Below are 23569 nucleotides of genomic sequence, written 5' to 3'. Positions count from 1 at the left end.
CTGAATGATTTCAACGCTCGTTGTATTAAAATTTTTAGTTCATCAGACTCTTCGTTACCCGGGCTAACTGCTCGACTGCCTGCTGCCCGACCTGCATGGTGGTGTTTTTATCGGTGTAAACGGCGATGGTGTAATCCGTGCCATTGTCATTTTTAACGTAACCGATACTGTTAACCATCCACTTGGATTTGCCATAGCTCAGCCACCCGTTCTTGATGGCGAAGTTGCTGCTGTCGGCCGAGATTCCCCAGTTCTGGTCTGCCTCAACATTGCGCATTAGCTTTGCAATCAATTCCTGGTCCTGTTCGGTTAAGAGGCTGGACTTGTAAAAAATATTGTTGAGCAGTTTAATCTGGTCACGGGGCGTTGTCGTTGATAAGCCCCAGTTGCTGTTGGCCGTCGAATCGTTCATCCCGAAGCGGTTAAACGTGGCTTGCAGTCCCTGGCGTCCCCCGAGGTCGCTGAACAGTTCCGTGGTGGCGTCATTGTCACTCTGCTCAATCATTTCCTTGGCCAGGCTAGTTTGGTGGTCGCTGAGGCCGTTGGGCTGTTTAACCAGCATCCCGGCGAGGATCGCAACCTTGACGGTGCTAGCCATGTGGAAACGGTGGCCGGGGACGTTTGACCCCGTATAGATCCGGTGGGTCTTTGGCGAATACACCGCGATTCCCACGTTATCATTTGAAGTATAGATGACTTTGTTCCAAGCATTCTGTAAGCGACTATTGAGGGAGCCGTAACGGTGAATTCCCCAAACCGCAAGCAGGATAATAATTATTATTGCCCAAATTGTGCGTTTGCGCCGTTTAGTCCGTGGCTGCATTTACTAACGCTCCTTTTAATAAAAATCCGCATAATTACCATAATACATGGAATAGGAGAAAAATAAAGCGCCCCCTTAAAAACTTAACCAAGATTTTGCGATTTGTTAGGAAATCGTTACATTCATACTGCCGATTTTCGGCTATCATAGTTGAATATGGACAATAAGGAGTAATTTTGACAAACAATGAAAAAATTGATTATTAAGTGTCTGCTCGTAATACTTAGCCTTAACCTCAGTCTACTCAGTCTCGGTGGGCTAGTGAAGGCGGACGCTGGCAGCTTTTATCAAATGAAGGCCCGGTCCGCCTATGCAATTGACGCGGAATCGGGTCAGGTATTGTACGAAAAGAATGCTCAGAAGACTTACCCGGTCGCCTCGGTTACCAAAATTCTGACCCTGGCCGTGATTGAACAGGATATCCGTGCCCACAAGCTGAACTGGAACCAAAAAATTACCGCTAGTCCGGCCGTGGCCCAGATGGCGAATGACCCCCGCTGTTCGAACGTTCAGCTGAACGCCGGTGAAAAGTATACCGTGAAACAGCTGGTTGAATCGATGATGCTTGTTTCAGCGGATGGCAGCACCGAGGCGTTGGCCCTCGCAGATGCCGGCAGCACCGCCGTTTTTAATAAGAAGATGCAGGCGGTGGCACATAAGGCGGGCGTGGATGACGCTAAGATTTATAACATGGTTGGTCTGCCGAACAGCTACATGGGTGCGCACGCCCTCAAAGGGGTCGACAAGGACGCGGAAAACCTCTTTTCAGCTAAGGATATCGCCCTGATTTCCAAGTACCTGATTGAAAAGTATCCGGAAACGCTGCGGATTACCTCGACCAAGTTTGCCGATTTCGACGTCAGTGCCGACCACAAGGAGCACATGACCAATATTAACTCCTTGCTTCCGCAGAACGGGGCCGCACCGAAGGACTGGCAGATCGACGGACTGAAAACCGGAAATACCGATGAGGCCGGTAAGTGTATCGTTTCAACCGGAACCTACGCGGGCCGGCGGGTCATCGTGGTGGCTCTGCATACGGATGGTGACTGGAATGACCAGTCCAAGATGCAAAAGGAATTTTATGAAGCCCTGTCCAACGGCTACCAGCCGGTGGTCCTCAATAGTATCAAGGCCTTTCCCAAGAAGCTGCAACAGCGCCATATCGTTCACGCCAAGAAGCAGCATTCGACGGGCTTGGCCCTGACTAAGAAGACGGCTATCTGGCTGCCAAAAAATACTTCTTGGGCACAAACCAGTCCGCAGCTGCAGCTGGCTAAGAAGCACCAATCAATGACTGGCCAGCTTGAAGCACCCCTGACGAAGGGGGAACAAGTCGGTTGGATTAAGCTGCAGCCGGCAAGAATGCCAGAGGCAAAGGTGCCAGTTCAGGTTACGAAGACGATTAAAAAAACATTCTTTTAGGGGAAAGCAAAAGCTCCGCAAACCAGGGATTGGGATGCGGAGCTTTTGCTTATGCTTAAAACGTGCTTAGTATTCAACGTGCCACTTAATGGTGTAGGTCTTTTCTTCACCTGGGTGGAGATCAACGTTGCCGAACTCTGGGTGGTGCGGCGTGTCCGATAGGGTTTGGGCTTCCATGGCGATCCCACTGTGGGGTTGAACCTCACCATGGTTGTAAACCGTCGGGTCGTTGGAGTTCATCGTGTACATTACCAGCCCGTTCCGGTCGGAGTAGAGGCTCATCTTGCGGCCGCTTTCCGGATCGGCCAGGACGGCTACTGGTTTCTCCAGACTTGGTTCTACTTCCCAGATGTCGTCAAAACCATTTTCCTTGGTCGCGGCCATTGGCTGGAGGGCCTCCGCCAGCTTAGTCGGCTTGCTGAAGTCAAATGGGGTACCGGCGTTGGCGACCTTTTCACCGGTTGGAATCTTGCCGTCGTCGACCGCCAGGTGGTGGCTGGAGTTAACGTAGAGTGTTAGGTCATCAATTGTTGGCGTTGCGGCCTTGGAAAGGTTCCAGTAGGTGTGGTTAGTTGGGTTGAAGAGCGTATTGGCGTCGCTAGTGGCACTAAATTGCAGGCTCAGGTTGTCGTCGTTATCCAAGGTGTAGGTAGCAACAACATGCATCTTCCCCGGGAAAGTATCCATTTCTTCGGTCAGGGTCAAGCTGAGTGTCACTGAAACGGCGTCGTCAGTTAGCTTCGTGCCGTCGACGTGCCAGATGTGATTGTAGAAGCCGTTTTTGCCACCGTGAAGGGTGTTTTTGCCCTCGTTTTGTTCTACTTGGTATTCCTGGCCGTCAATTTGGAATTTACCGTCGGCAATCCGGCCCGCAACCCGGCCAATCAGCCGGTTGGTACAAAAGCCGTTGCCGGTAAACTCGTCCAGGTTTTCTGAAGTTAAGACCATGTCAGCTAATCCGCCGTCCTTGGTTGGCACCTTAAACGATTGCAGCAGGCCGGCAAAGTCGAGGATCCCGGCTTGGACGCCGTGGTCATTGACCAAAACAAACTTGGTAACGGGCTGGCCGTTAAACTTGCCAAAAGGTACTTTTACGATTTCCATCTGAAATTGTCCTCCTTGTAAGTAAGCGTTTTAACATTTACTTAACATTTTACCACATTTTTCCTAGGATAATTGCTAGTGCGCTAAAATGAATGGGAGGAGGTTGGAAGATGAAAACAAACTGGTGGCCCTGTTTCAAGGCTAGCTTTCACCGCAACTTTATGGACTTTCTAAAGATTTTTGCGGCGGAGGATGAGTTTATCAATAAACATAAGCGCAAGAGCAGCATGATTAGCGAACAGGAACGCTACGGCAAGGATGACGGGAAGAAAAATGACCCCAATTAAGGCCGGAGTGGGACCAACCTAGCCATCCTTACTGACTTGCTAAGCGCCAGACAAACGCCCCAAATCAGCTTGCTAGCCGATTTGGGGCGTTTGTCTTCAAACCTCCGCAAGGATGGCTAGGTTGGTCAAACGCTGATTTATCAGCGTTTGAACTGCCAGCCGGCTACTGCGCTGAGGCATTACTAACTTTAAAATATTAAAGAGGTTGAGTTAATTCCCAGCCTCTTGCTAGTTCTTAACTATTATAAAGATAACGTGGAAAACCAATAGGCTAACTGCGCTGTTCGCTTTTTATTAAAGTAATCGGGCTTATGTCACAGCCCCATTTCCCACTCCCGTTTAGTTTAACGTTGCTGTTTGTCTTTCTGAACAGCCTGTTTGAAAGCCTGGTAGTCCATGATGACTTGTTTAACATACTGCAATGACCAGTTGGCCAGCCCTTCATCAAGAACTTTTTGGTGCTTGAGGTAGCCGCGGATCATCGGCGAGGTCGGACTTTGGGAATGGGCCATGGCGAGCAGGAGGGCGCAGACCTGACAGTAGAGCTGGAAACTATCCAGGTCCAGCTTGCTGACGTTGATTGATTCCTTCATGTCACGGAATTGGCGAACGTAATAGCTGCGGCCGCCAAAACGGGTACTTGCCAGGAAGGGATCCGAACTTGATTGCAGGACCCGCTGGGCGGTGACGATTCGGCGCCCAGCCCGGATTCCATTGTGAATTGCTTCTTGAACCTGCAAGCTGAGGAGGTTGTAACGAAGGGGAAGGGCCTCCTTGACTTGAAGGACGATGTGGCTGCCGTCCAGCCCGGTCAGCATGATTAGGTAGCAACGAGTCCCAAAGCTGCCAACTCCGACACTGTAACGGATAATATCGGAAATATGGAAGTTGGCGAGCAGGACTCGGACGTCTTCGCGGGCGTTTTGCCGGTAGAAGTTGTAGCCTGCTACCACCTGCTGGTAGAGGAGGGGGCCGAGATGCTTGGCCCGCGGCGGGTTATCCTTGAAGACCAGCTGGCCGAGTTCGTTGGTGGTCCCCATCTTTTGGACGATTTCTTCGGAGTTGCTGTGCTGGCTCTTCTTCATAATTTTCTCGAGCCGGTAATTCATTTCCGCGTTGCCATCACCGAGGGCGTTGATGGTAGTGACTATGTCGTTGATTTCAAAGGAAGAATAAAAAATTTCGGAGAGGGTCATCCAGTTGGCCCGTTTAATAGCGTGCCGGTAGGTCCTGGTCGTTAGCTTGAGAAGTTCCTTGAGGGCGTCGCGGTTAAAGCCGTTTTCTTCCCCGACCAGTTCGGCGCTGACCAGGAGGCGTTTCAGGTCACTCTCCCAGTTGCCGATTCGGGATTCGTCAAAGTCGTTGAGGCCAAAGAGCAGTTGTCGTTCCGGTGAGGCATAGAAGCCAAAGTTATTGACGTGGGCGTCCCCACTGATGACGATGGGGATATTGCTCTGGTGCTGCTCTTTTAAATCGCGTTCCATCAATTCCGCGGTACCCCGAAAAAAGGCAAATTGGCTTGCCAGCATCCGTTGGTGACGCAGGGGTAGCAGTTCGGGAATCATTTTAGATTCGGTCATCTGGATGGCTGCCACGGGGTCCCGGTCGACGGGGACGAAGGTACTCAGGTCCTGGCTGGTCACCTTTTGCTGGATGTTGCGGCCGGTGCGTTCCAGTTCCTGCTTACTCTGGTGTAGCTGCAACCGTTTTAAGTCAAAGATATCTAAATTAGGATTAGTCATGGGTAGACTTCCTTTCCGCGCTTGCGTTGGTGCTAGTAATTCCCATTTTAGCATTTTCGTTAAGTTGGTAAACAATATTTGTTTTGATAATGGTTATCTGCCACAATAAGAGTAACTATGGAAAAGGAGCTGGTAATGGTGATTATTGCAGTAGACGATTTGCTCGCCCAACACCTGCACGTTAACACGCGGGCACGGTTCAAGGGCCAGCTGGGTAATGCACAAAACTGGTCGGTTCGGGTGACGGGTGACTTCATGATTGTTATGAATAACCAACTAGCCCTGCCTGTAATCGTGCGCCACCCCCAGCGCTTTAATGATTCCCGGTCGTTCATGGCGGCGTTTAAGCGCCAATTTCTCGCCCTGCTGGAGCTTTCACCGATTCCGCACGCGAAAATCAGCCTGATTCGCAACGCTCAGTTTGCCACCGTGAGCTTTGAAAGGGGAGTCAACACGGCGGCGGCCCGCTACCTCCAGAATTACGCTGACCTGTTAAACGACCATCAGGGGACAATCGACTGGAGCAAGCAGCCTAGCAATGCCGAACTCGCTTTACAGCTGGCGGAGGAGACCTGGAAGAAGGATCCGGTATCAGGAGAAAAGCTGCCAATCATGGACTTCTTTGAAGACTACGCGATGATGAACTTTCACTTGCCAGCCCATCCCGACTTTAACGAGCATAACCGCACCTACCTCTACCGCTCCTCATCCTTAAACGATATTATGAACGCGGTGGCAGTCAACCAGCAGTTCTTGACGGACTACCGCCGCTTGCTCGATCGTCATGGCAAAAGTGACCAGATTATTGACAGGGATGTTGACGTGGCCGCGGACTACTGTTCATTTTGTGAGGCGAACGGGATCTCGCCCCTGGATGACTTGGCCTTACCGTATTATTACCTCCTCCACTATGATGAACGACAAGATGAAAACATTTCTGACACGGCCTTGAAGGGTATTGCGACCGGCTTGCGTGAGTTTGCTCGTTTTATGCGGGCGCAGCAGCTGTTTAGTGACGATGACTTCAGCCAGTTTAACCAGGCGGTGGCTCAGGGCTGGGACGCCCTCCATTCTCAGCAGCGGACCTACCACTTGCAGCAGTTGCTGCGACGGATTCAACTGCAATTTGACCGGCAGCGGCAGAACGTGCGGCGGCCCCTTGATGTGGCCCGGCAAAACTTCCGCGTGCGGGTCGAACTAGCCGATTATTCCCCGCAGATGTGGCGGGAATTTGAGGTTAGCGGGGATACCCGCCTCGACAAGTTGTGTTTTCAGGTCCTTACGCTCTTTAACGTCCGGGGCAACCACCTCTTTGACCTCTGGGCGGGGACAACTGGCTACCAGCTGCCGCTTTTGGACAGCGGCTATGAAGAGACGGCCAGCCTGACAAAGCACTGGCTTGGCGAATTTAAGGCGGGTGACCAGCTGACCCTTAACTACGACTTTGGTGATTCCTGGAAATTTATCATCCGGCTGGTGGCAACCTCTGGCGTACCCCGCCGTTCTAATGGTGACCGGGCAAAACTTCTGGCGGGGTTTGGCCGGGGAATCATTGAGGATATTGGCGGCCCGACTGGTTTGACACAGGCTGCTAAGGATGATTTGACACTCAACCAGCCCCTCGATATTGCCGCGGTTCAGGAACACTGGGGAGCGGCAATTACCAGCTTGCAGCGGCACTACGAATAGGAAAAGAAACTTAACACGACGCGTCAGTGGGGTACAATGAACTTAATTCAATGATGAAAGAGAGCGTTGCAGATGACAGAACAAAACGAAACGATTCCGGAAACGATGCGGGCGTGGGCGGTCACCACTCCGGGGCCGGTCGACGGCGACCGGGCACCGCTTAAACTGGTGGAGAAACCCGTCCCGACGCCTGGCCGTGGAGAAGTGCTGGTTAAGGTCTTGACCTGTGGGGTTTGTCATACCGACCTCCACGTCACGGAGGGGGACCTGCCAGTTCACCGTGAACACGTGACACCAGGGCATGAAATCGTTGGGCGGGTCGTTGCCCAGGGACCGGAAACCCAACGCTTTGCCCTTGGTGAACGGATTGGGATTCCGTGGTTTCGGCATGCCTGTGGGGTCTGCAAGTTCTGCCGGTCTGGTCACGAAAACCTGTGCCCCCACTCCGTTTACACCGGCTGGGATCATGACGGCGGCTATGCCGAGTACGTAACTGTTCCAGAAGGCTTTGCCTACCGGATTCCGGAACGTTTCGATTCCTTAACCGCGGCGCCGCTATTGTGCGCGGGCATCATTGGCTACCGGGCCTTCGAACGGGCGAACGTTCCTGCCGGTGGGCACTTGGGCCTGTACGGCTTTGGCGGATCCGCACACATTACGGCCCAAATTGCCCTGGCTCAGGGGATTGAAGTCCACGTCTTTACCCGTGGCAAGGATGCCCAGAAGTTTGCCCTTGAGCTAGGCTGTGCCTCGGCGCAGGGGGCCTATGACCCGTCACCAGTGCCACTGGATTCCGCAATTATGTTTGCCCCCGTTGGCGGAATGGTCCTGCCGGCGTTAGCGAGCCTTGTTCCCGGGGGAACCCTGGCTCTTGCCGGTATCCACATGTCGGATGTACCAACGCTGAATTACCAGGACTACCTTTTTCACGAAAAGACGCTGACCAGTGTGGAAAGCAACACGCGGCGGGACGGAGAGGAATTCTTGACCCTGGCGGACCGGCTCGACATTGAACCAGCCGTGACGAAGTACCCGTTTGAGCAGGCGGACCAGGCCCTCCGCCACGTTAAGGGTGGCAACATCAAGGGTGCCTGCGTGCTCCGGGTTAGCAAAGAATAACGATGTTTGCTAAGATAGTGATTATTAATAAGAGAAATGAGGAATAGACATGGATTATCCACAACTTGATTTAACCAAGGCGGAGGGGCCCCAGGCAACGATCAAGACTAGCTTAGGGGAGGTCAAAGTGCAGCTCTTTGCTAAGCTGGCACCGAAGACCGTTAAGAACTTTGTCGAGCTTGCCAAGAAGGGCTACTACAACGGGGTGCTTTTTCACCGGGTGATTCCCGACTTTATGATCCAGGGCGGGGATCCTACTGGTACCGGCCGCGGTGGTGAAAGCATCTATGGCGAGGCCTTCGAAGACGAGTTCAGCGACCAGCTTTTCAACTTTAATGGTGCCTTGTCCATGGCTAACGCCGGCCCGAACACGAACGGCAGTCAATTCTTCATCGTGTCCGCTAGCCGGGTGCCCGCAAATATGCTGGAGCAGATGAAGATGGTTGGTTACCCGCAGGAGATAATTGATCACTACAAGGAAACGGGCGGCACGCCATGGCTGGACCACCGGCACACCGTCTTTGGCCAGGTGATTTCCGGGATGGAGATTGTTGAAAAAATTAGCAAGGTCGACCGGGATGGCATGGATAAGCCAAAGAAAGACGTTATGATGAACGAAATTACAATTGAAGAATAGTTAAAAGGGAGGTGCATAACTAGTTATGCACCTCCTTTTTACGGTCAGGTTTGCTGTTACCCGGGAGATTGGCTTGCCGCCCCGGGAATATCTTGTTCATCTGATTGGTTTGCTGCTGCTGCGCTTCCTGGGGATACCCTGGTGAATGATATTTCTACCCCCAGTCGTTACTTTTACCAAGACGTCATTACACTGGAGATTGTTTTCGTGACGACAAAACCAGTGTCCCTACTAAGCCTGAGATGTTATTCACCGAAAAAACTTGCTATATGATTAACGGCTCTTATTAGTCATTACGGGTTTATTTCGCCTGTTCCGTCAATAGCTGCCAGAGTTTTTGCTGGTCGGCCGAGAGAACCTCGGTTTCCCGAGTCGCCAGTGAAAGTCTGAAAGTCGGCTGGTCGTCGTCGGTGATTGCGAGGACAACAACATCGTCACTTGGGACAATTGCCAGCTGGGTCAGAAATGAAATCCCCAGATTTTCGGCCACCATCGCCTTAATTACGTGGATGTCGGGTGTGCGGAAAAGAACCTTCGGGCGAAAATGGGCGTTATGGCACATCTGCTTGAAAGCCTGTTCGTGGAAAAATTCGCTTCCTGGAACGATGAAACGTTCATTTTTAAGAGCAGCAAAAGAGACCTTCTTCTGACGGGCCAGCGGGTGGTTCTTGCCGACGATGACCTTAAAAGGATAGCGGGCAAATTCCTGGGTGTGCAGGCGGGCCTGGCGGAGGGCTTCTAGAGAGCCGAGGAGGGCAATGTCCAGCTGGCCCTGTTCCAGCATCCGCAACAGCTCCTTGGAGCCGTGTTCATAGGTATCGAGGTGGGACATCAGCTTGGCCCGCATCAGCATCGGGGTGAGCGGGGGAAAGTAGTAGTTGCCGATAATTGGCGGTAGGCCAAAGCGAATCCGGGTCGACTGGGTCCGTGCAATTTCTTCCCGGGCCACCCGGAGTTCGTTAAGGATGACCGTAACGTGGTTGGCAAACTGCTGGCCCGCTGGTGTGATGTGCAGCTGCTTATGAACGTGGTCCCGGATGAAAAAGGCACTGCCAAAGTCCTTTTCTAAGCGCTGAATGGCCATCGTGATTGTCGGCTGGCTGACCTGGAAGTGAGCAGCAACCTGAGAAAAATTTTGGTATTCGACTAATTTTTGGTAGTATTCAAGATCCTTGATCTTCATAAATAAATCCCCCTAGATCAGTAATCGAAGCCTGGTATATCAACTTTATTGATAGTGTAACATAAGTTTGACTATAAATTAGTGGCCCTCTTATGATGAGAATCGTTAATTGCATAAGAAGAAAGATTAGAGAGGGATAGTGACACTATGATGCGTAAGGGAATGCAAATCTTGAATGACCCCTTTAAGAATAAGGGAACGGCGTTTACGGTGGCGGAACGACGTGAGCTGGGGCTGCTGGGCTTGCTGCCAACCCACGTGCGAACAATCGAAGAACAGGCGGCAGAAATCTACGCTTTGTACCAGTCCAAGACGTCGGGAATTGAAAAGCGCCACCTGCTGATGGAAATTTTCAATACCAACCGGACCTTGTTTTTCTACCTGATGAAGCAGCACATTACCGAATTCATGCCGATTGTTTATGATCCAGTAATTGCCGAGTCCATCGAACAGTACGATGAGCGTTACTTGCGGCCTCAGGATGCCGCCTACCTGGATGTCAACCATCCGGAGGACATTGCCACGGAGCTGGCCGATGCCGCGGACGGTCGTGATATTCGCCTGATCGTGGTCACCGATGCGGAGGGAATCCTGGGAATTGGTGACTGGGGTGTCAACGGGGTCGATATTTCGGTCGGAAAGCTGATGGTCTACACCGCAGCCGCTGGCATTGACCCGGCCCAGGTCCTGCCGGTATCGATTGACGCCGGGACCGACAACCAGCAGCTGCTGGATGATCCCAACTACCTTGGCAACCGCCAGCACCGGGTTCGTGGCGACCGGTACTTTGCCTTTATCGACCGCTTCGTCGAAAAAGTTGAGAAACTCTTCCCCAAGAGCCTGCTCCACTTCGAAGATTTCGGTCGGGGCACCGCGGCCCGGATCCTCGATAAGTACCAGGACCAGATTTTAACCTTTAATGATGATATTCAGGGTACCGGGATCATTTCCCTCGCCGGGGTCCTGGGTGCCATGAACATCTCCAAGGAAAAGCTGACCGACCAGACCTTCCTGACCTTTGGTGCCGGAACTGCCGGTATGGGAATCGCTAAGATGCTGTATGAGGAACTGATTCGGCAGGGGATGGAACCCGCGGAAGCGAAGAAGCGCTTCTACCTGGTTGATAAACAAGGGCTCCTCTTCGAAGACACACCGGGTTTGACCCCAAAGCAAAAACTGTTTACCCGTCAGCGGACCGAATTTGCAAATGCGGGTGAGCTGACTGACCTGCTTTCCGTAGTCAAGGCGGTGCACCCAACCGTCATGATCGGGACCTCGACCCAGCCGGGAGCCTTCAGTGAAGCAGTCGTCAAGGAAATGGCGGCCCACACTAAGAGACCAGTAATTTTCCCACTATCCAACCCTACTAAGCTGGCCGAAGCCAAGGCGGCTGACCTGCTAAAGTGGACTGCTGGCCGGGCTCTAGTTGCCACCGGAATTCCGGCAGGAACGATTAATTATGACGGCGTGGATTACCACATTGGTCAGGCCAATAACGCCCTGATTTACCCGGGAGTTGGCTTTGGGGCCCTGGCCGCCCAAGCCAAGCTGTTGAATGATGAGATGATTGCAGCCGCCGCGCACGCCCTGAGTGGCATTGTCGACCCTGACCAGCCGGGGGCCGCCGTCCTTCCGCCGGTGGAGAAGCTAGCGGACTTCTCGAAGCGGGTTGCCATCACGGTTGCCCAGTCGGCAATCGACCAGGACTTGGCCGGCGAGGGAATCACAGACGCCCAAACGGCCGTGGAAAAAATGACCTGGGAAGCCAAGTATTAAATATGCCGTCACCTGATTAGCTATTTAATAAGCACTTGCAAGCAAACTGTTAATCTAGCTTGTGAAAATGAGCTTAATTGTGAAAATGCTCCAGCAACTTTTTGAAGTTAAGGGGCATTTTTTGTTTTTAAAACCTTGTGAAAAAATCACACCGCCTAAATGAAAAGGCTATCACACCGGGATAGACGCCTAATTCCATAAGTGAAATTTATAAAATGTTAAAGGTTTGACTATTGCAGTGGCGATGAGTTAGGATAATGGCGTAATGATGTGTAACATTTCACAAGTTGTTATTGCATGATAATCCATTGGAGGTTTTTATTATGTCTGATTACCGAACAGAAGAAGATACTTTAGGCCCAGTTAAAATCCCCGCAAGTGCATTATGGGGACCGCAAACGGAACGGAGCCGCAATAATTTCCCAACTGGTCAGTACATGCCGTTAGCAATTATTCGTGCTTTACTGAACATTAAGAAGGCAGCGGCCCAGGCGAACATGGAAACCAATGCAATTTCTGCTGACAAGGGTAACTTAATCGTGAAAGCAATCGATGAATTGCTCGCGTTAAGTGATGAAGACCTGCGCAAGGACTTCCCATTGAAGGTTTACCAGACTGGTTCTGGGACGCAAACCAACATGAACACTAATGAAGTCGTGGCCCACAAGGCTCACGAAATCAACCCGGACATCGAAATTTTACCAAACGATGATGTCAACAAGGGGCAGAGTTCAAACGATACTTTCCCAACCGCGATGAACGTGGTGGCTTTGGAAGCCTTAGACAACCTGAAGCCAGCGGTTCAACACCTGATTGACGAATTGAAGATCAAACAGGACAAGTACTGGAAGACGGTTAAGGTTGGCCGGACCCACCTGCAAGATGCCGTGCCGTTGACGTTCGGTCAAGAAGTTTCTGGCTACGTTTCCGCACTGGAACACGACTTGGACTACATCAAGACTTTGGAACCAACCCTGAACGAATTAGCAATTGGTGGAACTGCCGTTGGTACTGGCTTGAATGCCGCCGAAGGGATGCCGGAAAAGATTGCTGAAAAGCTGTCTGAAGTTTACGGCTTGAAGCTGACTGCCAAGAGCAATAAGTTCTACGGCTTAGCTAACCACTCTGGACTGGATGTAGTCCACGGTGCTTTGAAGACTTTAGCCGCTGACATGTTCAAGATTGCTCAGGATATTCGTTTCTTGGCTTCTGGTCCCCGGGCTGGTTACGATGAATTAAACATTCCAGCTAACGAACCAGGCTCATCCATCATGCCAGGGAAGGTTAACCCAACCCAGGCGGAAGCCGTTACGATGGCAGCTATTCGGGTCTTCGGTAACGATACCGTGGTTACGATGGCTTCATCCCAAGGTAACTTTGAAATGAACGTTTACAAGCCCGTCCTGATCGACGCCTTCCTGGAATCGGCGGACCTCTTGGCCGGAACTATCACTGGCTTTGCTGACCGCTGTGTTGCTGGCATGACCGTCAACGAAAAGCGGATGGCCGAACTGGTTGACAATTCGCTGATGACGGTTACCGCACTGTCACCACACATTGGTTACCACGACAGCGCCAAGATTGCCCAAGCCGCTGACAAGGCTGGCAGCACGTTGAAGGAAGCAGCCCTGAAGTCCGGCAAGGTGACTGAAGAACAGTACGACGAATGGATGGATATGCTGAAGATGACTAACGTTGATCGTGAAGACTAATTAAAAAGGAGATCAATTAATAATGGCAGAAAAGTTTCAACCATTATCAGTTAGCAAGCTGGATGACAGCTATGATGCTGTCATCATCGGTTCTGGTGGAACCGGGCTGGCCGCTGCTATTCAGGCCCACGAGCTGGGCATGAAGGTGGCCGTGCTGGAAAAGGAGGAGGAACTGGGTGGGAATACCAACCGGGCCTCTTCCGGTATGAACGCCGCCGAAACCAACGTTCAGCTACACCACGGTGTGATTGACAACGTCGGTGACTTCTACCGTGAAACCTACAAGGATGGTGGCCGGCTCAATGATAAGGACATGCTGGGCTACTTCGTCTACCACACCGCGCCGGCAATCGACTGGTTAGCTGACCACGACATCAAGCTGGATGACATCACCGTCACCGGGGGGATGTCCAAGAAGCGGACCCACCGACCGGCAAGTATGGCGCCGATTGGTGGCTTCCTGGTCAACAGCCTCCTCGGTGTAGTCGCCAAGGAAAACATTCCGGTCTTTAACCGCACCAAGGTTATTAAGCTCTTGCAGGACGCGGACGGCCGGATCAACGGGGTCGAGGTTAAGTCCGGCGACCTTACGAAGCAGGTCAGTGCTAAGGCGGTGATTCTGGCAACCGGTGGCTTCGGTGCTTCTAAGGAATACATCGAACGCTTCCGCCCCGACCTTAAGGATTACAAGACGACCAACCAACCGGGAGCAACTGGTGACGGGCTGAAGCTGGCAGAAAACGTCGGCGCCGAACTGATGCAGATGAACCTGGTTCAGGTTCACCCAACCGTTCAGCAGGACAACCCGCACGTCTACCTGATTGGGGAAGCCGTTCGGGGCGAAGGGGCGATCCTGGTTAACGCTGACGGGCAGCGGTTCGTGAACGAACTGAATACCCGGAAGATCGTTTCCAACGCCATCACGGCCCTGCCGGAACACAGTGCTTACCTGATTTTCGACCAGGGCATCCGTGACCGGGCTAAAGCTATTGAGTTCTACGATAAAGTGGGCTTAGTTGTTCATGGTGATACGGTTGAGGATTTGGCTGAGAAGCTGAACATGGATCCGGCAACCTTGAAGCAGACGGTTACGACCTGGAACCAGGCTGTGGAAAGCCACGATGACGCCGAATTCCACCGGACGACCGGGATGGACCGGGGCATCACCAAACCGGGCTTCTTCGCCATCCACATTGCCCCAGCTATCCACTACACGATGGGTGGAATCCACGTTACGCCGAAGACTCAGGTTCTCGATGGCAACGGGGATGTCATCCAGGGGCTCTTTGCCGCGGGTGAAGTTGCTGGTGGCCTGCACGGTAACAACCGGGTTGGTGGTAACTCTATCGCCGAAACGATTGTCTTTGGCCGCCAGGCTGGACAGCAAGTAACTCTGTATGCACGCAGCCTTAAAAAGTAGGACCCAAATTATTTAGCCAGTGCCGAATTGGGCGCTGGCAATGAGCAATTATTTTAACCTTATTCAGGGAGGAATTTAATATGATTAAACGTCGCCACAAGGTTCTCCTAGTCGGTGATGGTGCGGTTGGTTCGTCATTTGCATACTCGTTACTGCAAACGACGCAGGAAGTTGATGAATTGGTGATTGTTGACCTGAACCGTGACAAGGCGGACGGGGATGCCATGGACCTGCAAGACATTACCCCTTTGGAGGCACCAACGATTATTCGTTCCGGCGAATACGCTGACGCTGCCGACGCGGACGTGGCCGTAATTACCGCTGGGGTACCCCGGAAGCCGGGCGAAACTCGGTTGGACCTGGTTAACAAGAATGCCAAAATCTTGTCGACAATTGTTCAGCCAATCGTCGACAGCGGTTTCCACGGCATTTTCGTGGTTTCCAGCAACCCGGTTGATATTTTGACGACCCTGACTCAGCGGATGTCTGGGTTCCCTAAGAACCGGGTCATCGGGACGGGAACGTCACTGGACAGTGCCCGCTTAAACGTGATTTTGGCAGAAAAACTGAACGTGCCGGTAAGCGAGATTGACGCCCATATCATGGGCGAGCACGGGGATACATCCTTTGCAGCCTTTGATGAAGCTACGGTCAACGGCCAGCCGCTTAAAGAAGTTGCCAATTTCACCGCAACTAATTACGCTGGAATCGAGGAAATGGTGAAGGAACGGGGCGGTAAGATTATCGCACGCAAGGGTGCCACCTTCTACGGCGTCGCTAAGTGCCTGGCCTACATCGTGAAGGCTATCTTGGAAAACCGCAACGTGACCCTGCCAATCTCCGCACCCTTAAATGGTGAATACGGTGTTTCTGACCTCTACCTGGGTGTTCCAGCGGTCATTAACACTAGCGGAATCGTGAAGGTTATCGAACATGACCTTTCAGAAGAAGAGAGTAAGAAGATGGCTCATTCGGCTGCCAAGATGAAGGAAGTTCTTGACGGCGTAGAGCTGTAACTTGATTAGAGGAAAGACTTAATATTAAAGGGGAATTGAAAGATGGAATTATCAAAGTTCAAAACTAAAGCCTGGGCTTGGACGCTCGCCATTGGTTTAATCCTGTGGTCCTGTGGTCCAATTCGGCCGGATGGCGTTTCATTAGCTGCTTGGCATATGTTTGCCATTTTCGTTGCCACAATCGTCGGCTGTATCACCCAGCCGCTGCCAATTGCCGGGACGACCCTAGTCGGTTTCACGGTGATGGTGCTGGTAGGTCTGGCACCAATGAAGGGGGCCCTGACCGCCTTCAGCAACTCATCTGCTTGGCTGATTGCAATGGCCTTTATGCTCTCCCGGGGCTTCATCAAGACCGGCCTGGGACGCCGGATTGCCCTGGTATTCGTCCGGAGCTTCGGTCACCGGAGTTTAGGGTTGGCTTACTCCATCATGGGAATCGACCTGGTTACTTCACCAGCCATCCCATCTAACACGGCGCGTGCCGGTGGGGTTGTTTATCCAATCGTGAAGTCACTGGCGGAAACTTACGGATCTGACCCCAAGAAGGGGACCCGGAAGAAGATTGGTTCATTCCTGGTCTTCTCTGAATTCCACAGTAACCTGATTACTTCTGCAACGTTCATGACTGCCATGGCGCCAAACCTGGTTATCGTGGCCCTGGCAAAGACCCTGCACATCAACATTACATGGTTGGGCTGGTTCGTTGCCGGTGTTGTTCCAAGTGTTATCTGTCTGCTTGCTACTCCATACATTATCTACAAGATGTACCCGCCTGAGGTTAAGGAAACGCCTAACGCGAAGGAATGGGCTAACGAAGAATTAGACAAGATGGGCAAGATGAAGATTTCTGAAAAGCTGATGGGCTTGATTTTCATCCTGACCCTGGTTCTCTGGATGTTAACTAGTTTCATCCCAGCAATTGAAGCCACCTTCGTCGCCTTCTTGGCAATTTCCCTGCTGCTGATTACCGGTGTCCTGGACACAAAGGACCTACTGCACGAAACTGGTGCTTGGAACGTTCTGATCTGGCTGTCTGTCCTGGTCTACATGGCTGGTCAACTGTCAGAATTAGGCTTCATCAAGTGGTTCTCTAGTTCTATCGGTTCTGCCCTTCACGGCATCAGCTGGGTTTGGGTCCTGGCAGTCTTAATGATCGTTTACTTCTACGCTCACTACTTCTTTGCTAGTGCCACTGCCCACGTTACTGCGATGTACGCAGCCTTCGTATCCGTTGCGGTTGCCGCCGGTGCTCCTGCAATGTTAGCGGCAATGCTGTTGGCCTTCACTTCTGCATTCATGAGTTCTACTACTCACTACGCTAACGGGCCAGCTTCCGTGCTGTCATCATCAGGTTACGTTACCCAGTCCGAATGGTGGAAGATGAACTTCATCATGGGGATCTTCTACCTCCTGGTATACGGAATTATCGGTACCCTATGGATGAAGGTTATTGGCCTCTGGTAATAAGTTAATTGAATAGTTTGCTACTGAAAGAGTTGGATTGGTAAGTTGCCTTTTTGAATCATTCACTAGTAATCAAAAAAGTGACTTAGCAAAACCAAATTGCTAAGCCACTTTTTTAAATCCTAAATTCCGAGAGCGTCGGTAATCCGCAAGGCAACTGACTCGGTCAGAATCATGTCGGTAAAGAGCTTCCCCTCCAAAGCACCGCGGGCCGCTTGGAACTTTGATTTTCGCTGGACGATGGCAAGTCGTCGGGGCACCCGCATGATTTGGTCGAGGGGGATGGAAAGGGTTTTGTCATTTTCCGGCGACACCAGGAACCGGCCGTGAAGGTCATAGGGCCGCCCAAAAGCGACACCGGCAATCTTGCCCAGGTCGACTCCGGGAAAAATCCGGTCAGTGTTCTCCGCCCAGGCGGGAATACTGTTGATGGACTGGCGGGTGCCAAGCCCACAAATGATAATATCCATCCGACGGGCCGCCGTAAACGCCGCGGTGAACGCCGGCTCCTGGTAAAGGGCCGTCCGTGCCTGGTCATTGATGATGTACAGCGGGCCGGGAATCGTCTGGTAGGGAACATCGTACTTGGCCGCGGCCTTTTGGACCATCCGCATCGACGCTGCCGAGGAGTGGTAGCGCATGTTTTCGCCCATAAACTGGGTAAAGGTCAGCTGGCTGGCGGTCTGCTTGTTGAAGTGGTCGAGCATAGCGTAGATGGTCTCTCCCCAGGTCAGCCCGACCGTGTGACAGTCCCTAATCAGTGACTGGACTTGGTTGGCCGCAAAGGTCGCGATGATCTGGTCGCGGTCTTGGGGATTCGTCGGGTCCTTGATGACGATGAGGTTTTTAATCTTGAAGTGCTGCTGGAGGGTGCGTTCTAGTTTGGCGTTGCGGTCGTAGTCCGTGTGGATGTTGATGCTGACGATCCCCGAGGCCAGCGCTTCATCCAGGTATTTCATAATGAGGTAGCGGCTGAGGTGGTACTTTTTGGAGATGTCACTGATAGCCATCTTACTGAGGTAGTAGTCCTGTGCTAAGGTTGCCAGGAGCTGGTTGTGTTCTGCGTCCATGAATCTTTCACCTGCTTTGTGGAAAGTCTATTACAGTTGATTATAGCATTTAATTTCGCTCGGGTTCTTTTTAAATATTTAAAAATATTCGCTTATATTTACAATATTTAAAAAAGATAGTAAACTAGGGCCTAGTGATTGGAGGATGTTAATGATGAAAGACGAAGAAGTATTATCGCTTCATGCAAAACACCACGGTGTGCTTGCTATCTCACCGGAGTTTGCGGTCCACAATAAGCAGGAACTGGGCGAGGCTTATACACCGGGCGTGGCGATTATTTCTAAGCTGATTGAACGCTACCCGGAGTTAAAGGATAAGTACACGATGAGCGGCAAGCTGGTCGCCTTGGTCACAGATGGTTCCGCGGTACTCGGCCTGGGAAACATCGGCCCGGCCGGCGGTTTGCCAATCGTGGAAGGAAAGGCCCTCTTATACAAGGCCTTGTCCGGAGTGAATGCTTTGCCACTGACCGTTGAGCAAGTTTCCCCAGATGAAGTGGTTAGTACCTTGAAGAATATGCAGGAATCCTTTGCTGGCTTCCACCTCGAAGACATTGCGGCCCCCCGCTGCTTTGAAATTGAGGAAAAATTGACGAAGGAAGTTAATATTCCCGTCTACCACGATGATCAAGAGGGGACGGCCATCGTAGTTCTGGCCGGCTTAATCAACGCTGCCAAGGTAGTTGGCAAGCAGCTGACCGACTTGAAGGTCGTCATCAACGGGGTGGGGGCCTCAGGCGTTGCGACTGCCCGTCTTCTCTTCGCAGCTGGTATCAAGAACATCACCTTCGTCGACATTGATGGCCCAGTTCACGCTGATAGCAAGAACTACAACCACTACCAGACGGACCTGGTTAAGCAGAGCAGTGACCAAACTGCTTATGCTGACCTGGACGAAGCCGTTCGTGACCGGGACGTCTTTATTGGCCTGTCCGACGCCGACGGCTTGAGTGCCGACCAGGTTAAGAAGATGGCAGATAACCCGATTATCTTTGCCTTGGCTAACCCGAAGCCGGAAATTGACCCGGCCGTGGCCCACGAGGCGGGGGTTCAGGTGATGGCAACCGGTTCGAGCCAGTACCCGAACCAGGTTAACAATATCCTGGTCTTCCCAGGGCTCTACAAGGGCCTGTTGGCAACCGACCTGAACAAGGTGGACTTTGGCCTGGAGAAGGCGATTGCCCACGGAATTGCCAGCCTAGTACCCGAACCGACGGCCGACCGTTTCGTCCCTGGCGTCTTTGATGACGGGGTTGTGGATACGGTGGCCCAAGCGGTCAAGGATTACGCGACGAGCAAGAAGTAACTAGAGGAGGAGCGACCATGCAGGTTCGTGAAATCAACATTCACATCAAGCGGAACTTTGCCAAGTGGCAGGCGTTCTTAAAAAAGACGGGAATCACGGAGTTTTCACCAAAGGAAACCCAGCAGGTTGAGCGAACCTTCGTCTGGGAGGAGGACGGTGAGATCATGGCGACCGGCTCGATTGCCGGCAACGTCCTGAAATACATCGCCGTCTGTTCCAAGGTCAAGGGCCATGGGGAAACCTTTAATGAGCTGGTCAGCAAGCTTGTCAACGAGGCGGCAACAATGGGCCGCTTCCACCTCTTCGTCTTTACCAAGCCTCAATACGTCCAGAGCTTCGGCTACGTTGGTTTTCACGCCCTAGCGGTGGTTGACGACGGGGCCATCATGGAGAATGGAACCCCGGACGTCCACGACTACATCCATGATTTGCCGCACTTTGCCGACCAGGACGATAGCCAAATCGCGGGCATTGTGATGAACGCCAACCCCTTTACCAACGGCCACCGCTACCTGGTGGAGCAGGCTAGCAAAGCAAATGACCACGTCTACGTCTTCGTGGTCAGCCAGGAGGCCTCGCTCTTTACCGCTGCGGAGCGCTACCAGCTAGTCCAAGCGGGATGCGCCGACCTGGACAACGTGACGGTGGTTCCTGGCGGGGACTACATGGTTTCCTACGCCACGTTCCCGGCCTATTTCCTTAAAGACGACCAAAACGTGGCCCACTTTCAGGCCGCTTTGGACGCCACCCTTTTTAAGGAGCAAATTGCCGCGCCATTAAACATTACGCGGCGTTACGTTGGCAGCGAGCCGTTCTCGCCGACAACTGATATTTATAACCAAGAATTAACTAGGGTTCTACCACCTGAGGTTGAGGTCAAAATCCTGGATCGGGCTGCTAATGCTAGTCAGGACGTGATTTCAGCCACGAAGGTACGAGCAGCGATTGCTAACGATGAATTAGCGGTGGTGCAAGATTACGTTCCACAAACGACGCTCTCATTTATTCAAAATCACTGGTCTGATCTCAGAGCACGCATTAAGGAAGGAAGTTTAGAATAATGGATATTAAGAAGACTGCACTTGCAGGAACTTTGGAATCATCCGATATCCAAATCACCCTGAGCAAGGGCGACAACGGAATCAATATCGACCTGGATTCCTCAGTGGAGGAGCTGTACGGCGACCAAATTCGCAAGGTCATCACTGAGACTTTGAACGCCTACGGAATTGACAACGCGAATGTCAAGGCCGTTGACAAAGGAGCCCTGGACTGTGTTGTGAAGGCACGGGCCATGGCAGCCGCACAACGGGCTCTGGAAACTACGGATCAACCAGACTGGGAGGTATTTTAATAATGGAAGAACGTTTACGTCGGACCATGATGTTTGTTCCGGGGAACAATGCCGGAATGGTTAAGGATGCTGGTATTTACGGTGCGGACTCCATTATGTTCGACCTGGAAGACTCTGTTTCCATGTCGGAAAAGGATGCTGCCCGGATGCTGGTTTACGAAGCATTACAAACCCAAGACTACGGCGACTCTGAGTTGGTTGTCCGGGTCAACGGGATTGACACGCCATACTTCAAGAATGATGTTTACGCCATGGTTAAGGCCGGCATCGAAGTTGTGCGGTTGCCAAAGGTAGAATCCGCCCAAATGATGCTCGACCTGGTCAAGGTAGTGGAAGAAGCCGAAAAGAAGTTTGGCCGCGAACCTGGCTCGACCCACGTCATGGCTGCCATTGAAAGCGCGAAGGGGGTTCTAAACGCCCCAGAAATCGCCGCAAGTACCGACCGGATGATTGGTCTGGCCCTGTCTGCCGAAGACTATACGACTGACATGAAGACCCACCGTTACCCAGACGGCGCCGAACTAGAATTTGCGCGGAACATGATTCTCCACGCCGCCCGGGCTGCTGGAATTGCCGCCTTCGATACCGTCTTCACCAACATGAACGACGTGGAAGGCTTCCAGCGGGAAACTGAACACATCCACGAACTTGGCTTTGACGGCAAGTCCCTTGTTAACCCACGGCAAATTGACTGGGTCAACAAGGTTTACGAGCCAACCAAGAAGGAAATCGAAAACGCGTTGGACGTGGAAGCAGCCATTGAAGAAGCCCACCAGAAGGGTTCCGGTGTTATTTCCATGAACGGTCAAATGGTTGACCGCCCAGTTGTCCTGCGTGCACAACGGGTAATTCGCTTAGCTAAGGCTTCCAACCTGATCAATGAGGAGGGTGAATACATTGAAAAATAGTGTCGGTCGTGAAATCTCAGACGAAATCTTAAACTCAACTAACTACAAGCCATTTGAAACTACCGAAATTGGCCACCCAACGGTTCACTACACGGGCCATGATGTTCGCGTAACCAAGGGTGATGACAAGCTGGTCGACTCCTTAGACCAAGTCATCAAGGACAACCTGAAGGACGGAATGACGATTTCATTCCACCATCACTTCCGGAACGGTGACTATGTCTTCAACATGGTCATGGACAAGATCATCCAGATGGGCTACAAGGACCTGACCCTGGCACCATCTTCTTTGACCGGTGTAATGAACGATAAGGTGGTTGAAGCCATCAAGGCCGGCACCATCACTAACATTACCAGCTCCGGAATGCGGGGTAGCCTGGGTGAAGCCGTTTCCCACGGTTTGTTGAAGAACCCAGTTATCTTCCGTTCCCACGGTAACCGTGCGCGTTCCATCGAAAACGGCAACATCAAGATTGACGTGGCCTTCCTGGGTGTTCCAAACTCTGACCGGATGGGGAACGCTAACGGGATGGAAGGTGACTCCGCCCTTGGGTCCCTTGGTTACGCCCTGGTGGATGCCCAATACGCTAACAAGGTGGTTCTCCTGACTGACACCATTGCCGACTACCCGAACACGCCTGCTTCCATCAAGCAGACCCAGGTCGACTACGTAGTTAAGGTTGACAAGGTTGGGGACCCTGACCGGATCGGTAGTGGGGCTACCCGGTTCACTAAGGACCCGAAGGAATTGAAGATTGCCAAGATGGTTAACGACGTCATCGTTAACTCACCTTACTTCAAGAACGGTTTCTCCTTCCAGACTGGTACTGGTGGTGCTTCACTGGCCGTTACCCGTTACCTGCGTCAATCCATGCTGGACAACGACGTTACGGCTGCCTTCACTTGTGGGGGAACGACTTCACCAATCGTCAAGCTGCTTGAAGAAGGCCTGGTTAAGAAGGTTATGGACGTCCAGGACTTTGACAAGGGTGCCGCTTCCAGCATGAAGTCCAACCCTGGCCAAATCGAAATTGACGGTTCCTGGTACGCCGACCCTGACAACAAGGGTGCGATGGTTGACCAACTGGATGTTGCCATCCTGTCTGCACTGGAAATTGACACCAAGTTCAACGTTAACGTGCTGACTGGTTCCAACGGGGTTATCCGGGGTGCCGTTGGTGGTCACCAGGACGCTGGTACCGCTAAGATGACGATCATCTCTGCTCCACTGACCCGGGGCCGGATTGCCACCGTTGTTCCCGCTGTTAACTCCATCACTACGCCAGGCTCATCCATTGACGTCCTGGTTACTGAAGTTGGGGTAGCCGTTAACCCAGCACGGAAGGACCTCATTGAAGCCTTCAAGAAGGCCCCAAGCATTCCGCTGGTTTCAATCGAAGAACTGCAAAAGAGGGCCGAAGGAATCGTTGGCAAGCCAAAGCCAATCGAATACACTGACCGAACCGTGGCCCTGGTTGAATACCGTGACGGAACTTTGATTGACGAAGTAAAGCAGATTAAAGACTAATTTTAA

Annotated in this window: 20 protein-coding genes; 15 read left to right on the top strand and 5 right to left on the bottom strand. The window is 52.1% G+C overall.

The window, feature by feature from the left end:
- Positions 1 to 34: 34 nt before the first annotated feature.
- Positions 35 to 823: a serine hydrolase gene (locus N4599_RS05220; protein ID WP_191363918.1), complete on the bottom strand. Its 789-nt coding sequence runs from the start codon at positions 821 to 823 to the stop codon at positions 35 to 37.
- Positions 824 to 1009: 186 nt separating this feature from the next.
- Between N4599_RS05220 and N4599_RS05215 the strand changes: the two genes are divergently transcribed.
- The gene (locus N4599_RS05215) at positions 1010 to 2248 is read left to right on the top strand and encodes a D-alanyl-D-alanine carboxypeptidase family protein (protein WP_260898262.1); all 1239 of its coding nucleotides are present in this window, start codon (positions 1010 to 1012) and stop codon (positions 2246 to 2248) included.
- A 66-nt stretch (positions 2249 to 2314) separates the two neighbouring features.
- Here N4599_RS05215 and N4599_RS05210 read toward each other — a convergent pair whose 3' ends face one another.
- The gene (locus tag N4599_RS05210; RefSeq protein WP_260898260.1) at positions 2315 to 3352 is read right to left on the bottom strand and encodes an aldose epimerase family protein; all 1038 of its coding nucleotides are present in this window, start codon (positions 3350 to 3352) and stop codon (positions 2315 to 2317) included.
- 110 nt (positions 3353 to 3462) lie between these two features.
- On the opposite strand from N4599_RS05210, the gene N4599_RS05205 reads away from it, so the two are divergent.
- Positions 3463 to 3639: a hypothetical protein gene (locus N4599_RS05205; protein WP_191363921.1), complete on the top strand. Its 177-nt coding sequence runs from the start codon at positions 3463 to 3465 to the stop codon at positions 3637 to 3639.
- A gap of 344 nt (positions 3640 to 3983) precedes the next feature.
- Here N4599_RS05205 and N4599_RS05200 read toward each other — a convergent pair whose 3' ends face one another.
- The gene (locus N4599_RS05200) at positions 3984 to 5381 is read right to left on the bottom strand and encodes a DUF2252 domain-containing protein (protein WP_260898258.1); all 1398 of its coding nucleotides are present in this window, start codon (positions 5379 to 5381) and stop codon (positions 3984 to 3986) included.
- A gap of 135 nt (positions 5382 to 5516) precedes the next feature.
- Here N4599_RS05200 and N4599_RS05195 point away from each other — a divergent pair, with 135 nt between their 5' ends.
- The 3 genes from N4599_RS05195 (at position 5517) to N4599_RS05185 (ending at position 8826) form a co-directional block, all read left to right on the top strand.
- Positions 5517 to 7070, top strand: a complete 1554-nt coding sequence (locus tag N4599_RS05195) for a plasmid pRiA4b ORF-3 family protein (protein ID WP_260898255.1) — start codon at positions 5517 to 5519, stop codon at positions 7068 to 7070.
- A 72-nt stretch (positions 7071 to 7142) separates the two neighbouring features.
- Positions 7143 to 8189 (top strand): zinc-dependent alcohol dehydrogenase family protein, encoded by a 1047-nt coding sequence (locus N4599_RS05190; RefSeq protein WP_260898252.1) that lies wholly within the window; start codon positions 7143 to 7145, stop codon positions 8187 to 8189.
- 49 nt (positions 8190 to 8238) lie between these two features.
- Positions 8239 to 8826 (top strand): peptidylprolyl isomerase, encoded by a 588-nt coding sequence (locus N4599_RS05185; protein WP_191363925.1) that lies wholly within the window; start codon positions 8239 to 8241, stop codon positions 8824 to 8826.
- A 301-nt stretch (positions 8827 to 9127) separates the two neighbouring features.
- Here the strand turns inward: N4599_RS05185 and N4599_RS05180 are convergent, their stop codons facing one another.
- Entirely contained in the window at positions 9128 to 10009 is an 882-nt protein-coding gene (locus tag N4599_RS05180) for a LysR substrate-binding domain-containing protein (RefSeq protein WP_191363926.1), read from the bottom strand.
- A 147-nt stretch (positions 10010 to 10156) separates the two neighbouring features.
- On the opposite strand from N4599_RS05180, the gene N4599_RS05175 reads away from it, so the two are divergent.
- The 5 genes from N4599_RS05175 to N4599_RS05155 all read left to right on the top strand — a co-directional run bounded on the left by N4599_RS05175 (position 10157) and on the right by N4599_RS05155 (position 17397).
- Positions 10157 to 11785 (top strand): malolactic enzyme, encoded by a 1629-nt coding sequence (locus tag N4599_RS05175; RefSeq protein ID WP_260902424.1) that lies wholly within the window; start codon positions 10157 to 10159, stop codon positions 11783 to 11785.
- A 323-nt stretch (positions 11786 to 12108) separates the two neighbouring features.
- On the top strand, positions 12109 to 13497 hold the full coding sequence (locus tag N4599_RS05170) for a class II fumarate hydratase (protein ID WP_003713717.1): 1389 nt from the start codon (positions 12109 to 12111) through the stop codon (positions 13495 to 13497).
- A gap of 22 nt (positions 13498 to 13519) precedes the next feature.
- Positions 13520 to 14917 carry a flavocytochrome c gene (locus N4599_RS05165; protein ID WP_260902421.1) on the top strand — a complete coding sequence of 466 codons (1398 nt, stop codon included), beginning with the start codon at positions 13520 to 13522 and terminating at the stop codon, positions 14915 to 14917.
- A gap of 80 nt (positions 14918 to 14997) precedes the next feature.
- Positions 14998 to 15933 carry an L-lactate dehydrogenase gene (locus N4599_RS05160; RefSeq protein WP_191363929.1) on the top strand — a complete coding sequence of 312 codons (936 nt, stop codon included), beginning with the start codon at positions 14998 to 15000 and terminating at the stop codon, positions 15931 to 15933.
- Between the two features lie 42 nt (positions 15934 to 15975).
- Positions 15976 to 17397, top strand: a complete 1422-nt coding sequence (locus tag N4599_RS05155) for a DASS family sodium-coupled anion symporter (RefSeq protein WP_191363930.1) — start codon at positions 15976 to 15978, stop codon at positions 17395 to 17397.
- Between the two features lie 122 nt (positions 17398 to 17519).
- On the opposite strand, the gene N4599_RS05150 is transcribed toward N4599_RS05155, so the two are convergent.
- On the bottom strand, positions 17520 to 18467 hold the full coding sequence (locus N4599_RS05150; RefSeq protein WP_003713672.1) for a sugar-binding transcriptional regulator: 948 nt from the start codon (positions 18465 to 18467) through the stop codon (positions 17520 to 17522).
- Between the two features lie 154 nt (positions 18468 to 18621).
- Between N4599_RS05150 and N4599_RS05145 the strand changes: the two genes are divergently transcribed.
- From N4599_RS05145 to citF, 5 genes are read left to right on the top strand one after another with little or no spacing between them, the layout of a single operon-like run.
- Positions 18622 to 19773 carry an NAD(P)-dependent malic enzyme gene (locus tag N4599_RS05145; RefSeq protein WP_191363942.1) on the top strand — a complete coding sequence of 384 codons (1152 nt, stop codon included), beginning with the start codon at positions 18622 to 18624 and terminating at the stop codon, positions 19771 to 19773.
- 17 nt (positions 19774 to 19790) lie between these two features.
- Complete coding sequence (gene citC / locus N4599_RS05140; protein ID WP_191363931.1) at positions 19791 to 20834, top strand: [citrate (pro-3S)-lyase] ligase; 1044 nt, start codon at positions 19791 to 19793, stop codon at positions 20832 to 20834.
- The gene (gene citD, locus N4599_RS05135; protein WP_003713681.1) at positions 20834 to 21127 is read left to right on the top strand and encodes a citrate lyase acyl carrier protein; all 294 of its coding nucleotides are present in this window, start codon (positions 20834 to 20836) and stop codon (positions 21125 to 21127) included. Before citC ends, citD begins: the two co-directional genes overlap by 1 nt.
- Positions 21128 to 21129: 2 nt before the next feature.
- The gene (gene citE / locus N4599_RS05130) at positions 21130 to 22035 is read left to right on the top strand and encodes a citrate (pro-3S)-lyase subunit beta (RefSeq protein ID WP_003713714.1); all 906 of its coding nucleotides are present in this window, start codon (positions 21130 to 21132) and stop codon (positions 22033 to 22035) included.
- A complete protein-coding gene (gene citF, locus N4599_RS05125) occupies positions 22025 to 23563 on the top strand; it encodes a citrate lyase subunit alpha (RefSeq protein ID WP_191363932.1) in 1539 nt (512 codons plus the stop codon). Before citE ends, citF begins: the two co-directional genes overlap by 11 nt.
- Positions 23564 to 23569: the final 6 nt, after the last annotated feature.

This window comes from Limosilactobacillus oris, assembly GCF_025311495.1.
Lineage (GTDB): Bacteria > Bacillota > Bacilli > Lactobacillales > Lactobacillaceae > Limosilactobacillus > Limosilactobacillus oris_A.
This window is presented reverse-complemented; position numbering and strand designations above follow the sequence as displayed.

Coding starts and splice junctions, on each gene's coding strand:
- N4599_RS05220 (WP_191363918.1), bottom strand. CDS start 823: ATGCAGCCACGGACTAAACGGCGCAAACGCACAATTTGGGCAATAATA.
- N4599_RS05215 (WP_260898262.1), top strand. CDS start 1,010: ATGAAAAAATTGATTATTAAGTGTCTGCTCGTAATACTTAGCCTTAAC.
- N4599_RS05210 (WP_260898260.1), bottom strand. CDS start 3,352: ATGGAAATCGTAAAAGTACCTTTTGGCAAGTTTAACGGCCAGCCCGTT.
- N4599_RS05205 (WP_191363921.1), top strand. CDS start 3,463: ATGAAAACAAACTGGTGGCCCTGTTTCAAGGCTAGCTTTCACCGCAAC.
- N4599_RS05200 (WP_260898258.1), bottom strand. CDS start 5,381: ATGACTAATCCTAATTTAGATATCTTTGACTTAAAACGGTTGCAGCTA.
- N4599_RS05195 (WP_260898255.1), top strand. CDS start 5,517: ATGGTGATTATTGCAGTAGACGATTTGCTCGCCCAACACCTGCACGTT.
- N4599_RS05190 (WP_260898252.1), top strand. CDS start 7,143: ATGACAGAACAAAACGAAACGATTCCGGAAACGATGCGGGCGTGGGCG.
- N4599_RS05185 (WP_191363925.1), top strand. CDS start 8,239: ATGGATTATCCACAACTTGATTTAACCAAGGCGGAGGGGCCCCAGGCA.
- N4599_RS05180 (WP_191363926.1), bottom strand. CDS start 10,009: ATGAAGATCAAGGATCTTGAATACTACCAAAAATTAGTCGAATACCAA.
- N4599_RS05175 (WP_260902424.1), top strand. CDS start 10,157: ATGATGCGTAAGGGAATGCAAATCTTGAATGACCCCTTTAAGAATAAG.
- N4599_RS05170 (WP_003713717.1), top strand. CDS start 12,109: ATGTCTGATTACCGAACAGAAGAAGATACTTTAGGCCCAGTTAAAATC.
- N4599_RS05165 (WP_260902421.1), top strand. CDS start 13,520: ATGGCAGAAAAGTTTCAACCATTATCAGTTAGCAAGCTGGATGACAGC.
- N4599_RS05160 (WP_191363929.1), top strand. CDS start 14,998: ATGATTAAACGTCGCCACAAGGTTCTCCTAGTCGGTGATGGTGCGGTT.
- N4599_RS05155 (WP_191363930.1), top strand. CDS start 15,976: ATGGAATTATCAAAGTTCAAAACTAAAGCCTGGGCTTGGACGCTCGCC.
- N4599_RS05150 (WP_003713672.1), bottom strand. CDS start 18,467: ATGGACGCAGAACACAACCAGCTCCTGGCAACCTTAGCACAGGACTAC.
- N4599_RS05145 (WP_191363942.1), top strand. CDS start 18,622: ATGAAAGACGAAGAAGTATTATCGCTTCATGCAAAACACCACGGTGTG.
- citC (WP_191363931.1), top strand. CDS start 19,791: ATGCAGGTTCGTGAAATCAACATTCACATCAAGCGGAACTTTGCCAAG.
- citD (WP_003713681.1), top strand. CDS start 20,834: ATGGATATTAAGAAGACTGCACTTGCAGGAACTTTGGAATCATCCGAT.
- citE (WP_003713714.1), top strand. CDS start 21,130: ATGGAAGAACGTTTACGTCGGACCATGATGTTTGTTCCGGGGAACAAT.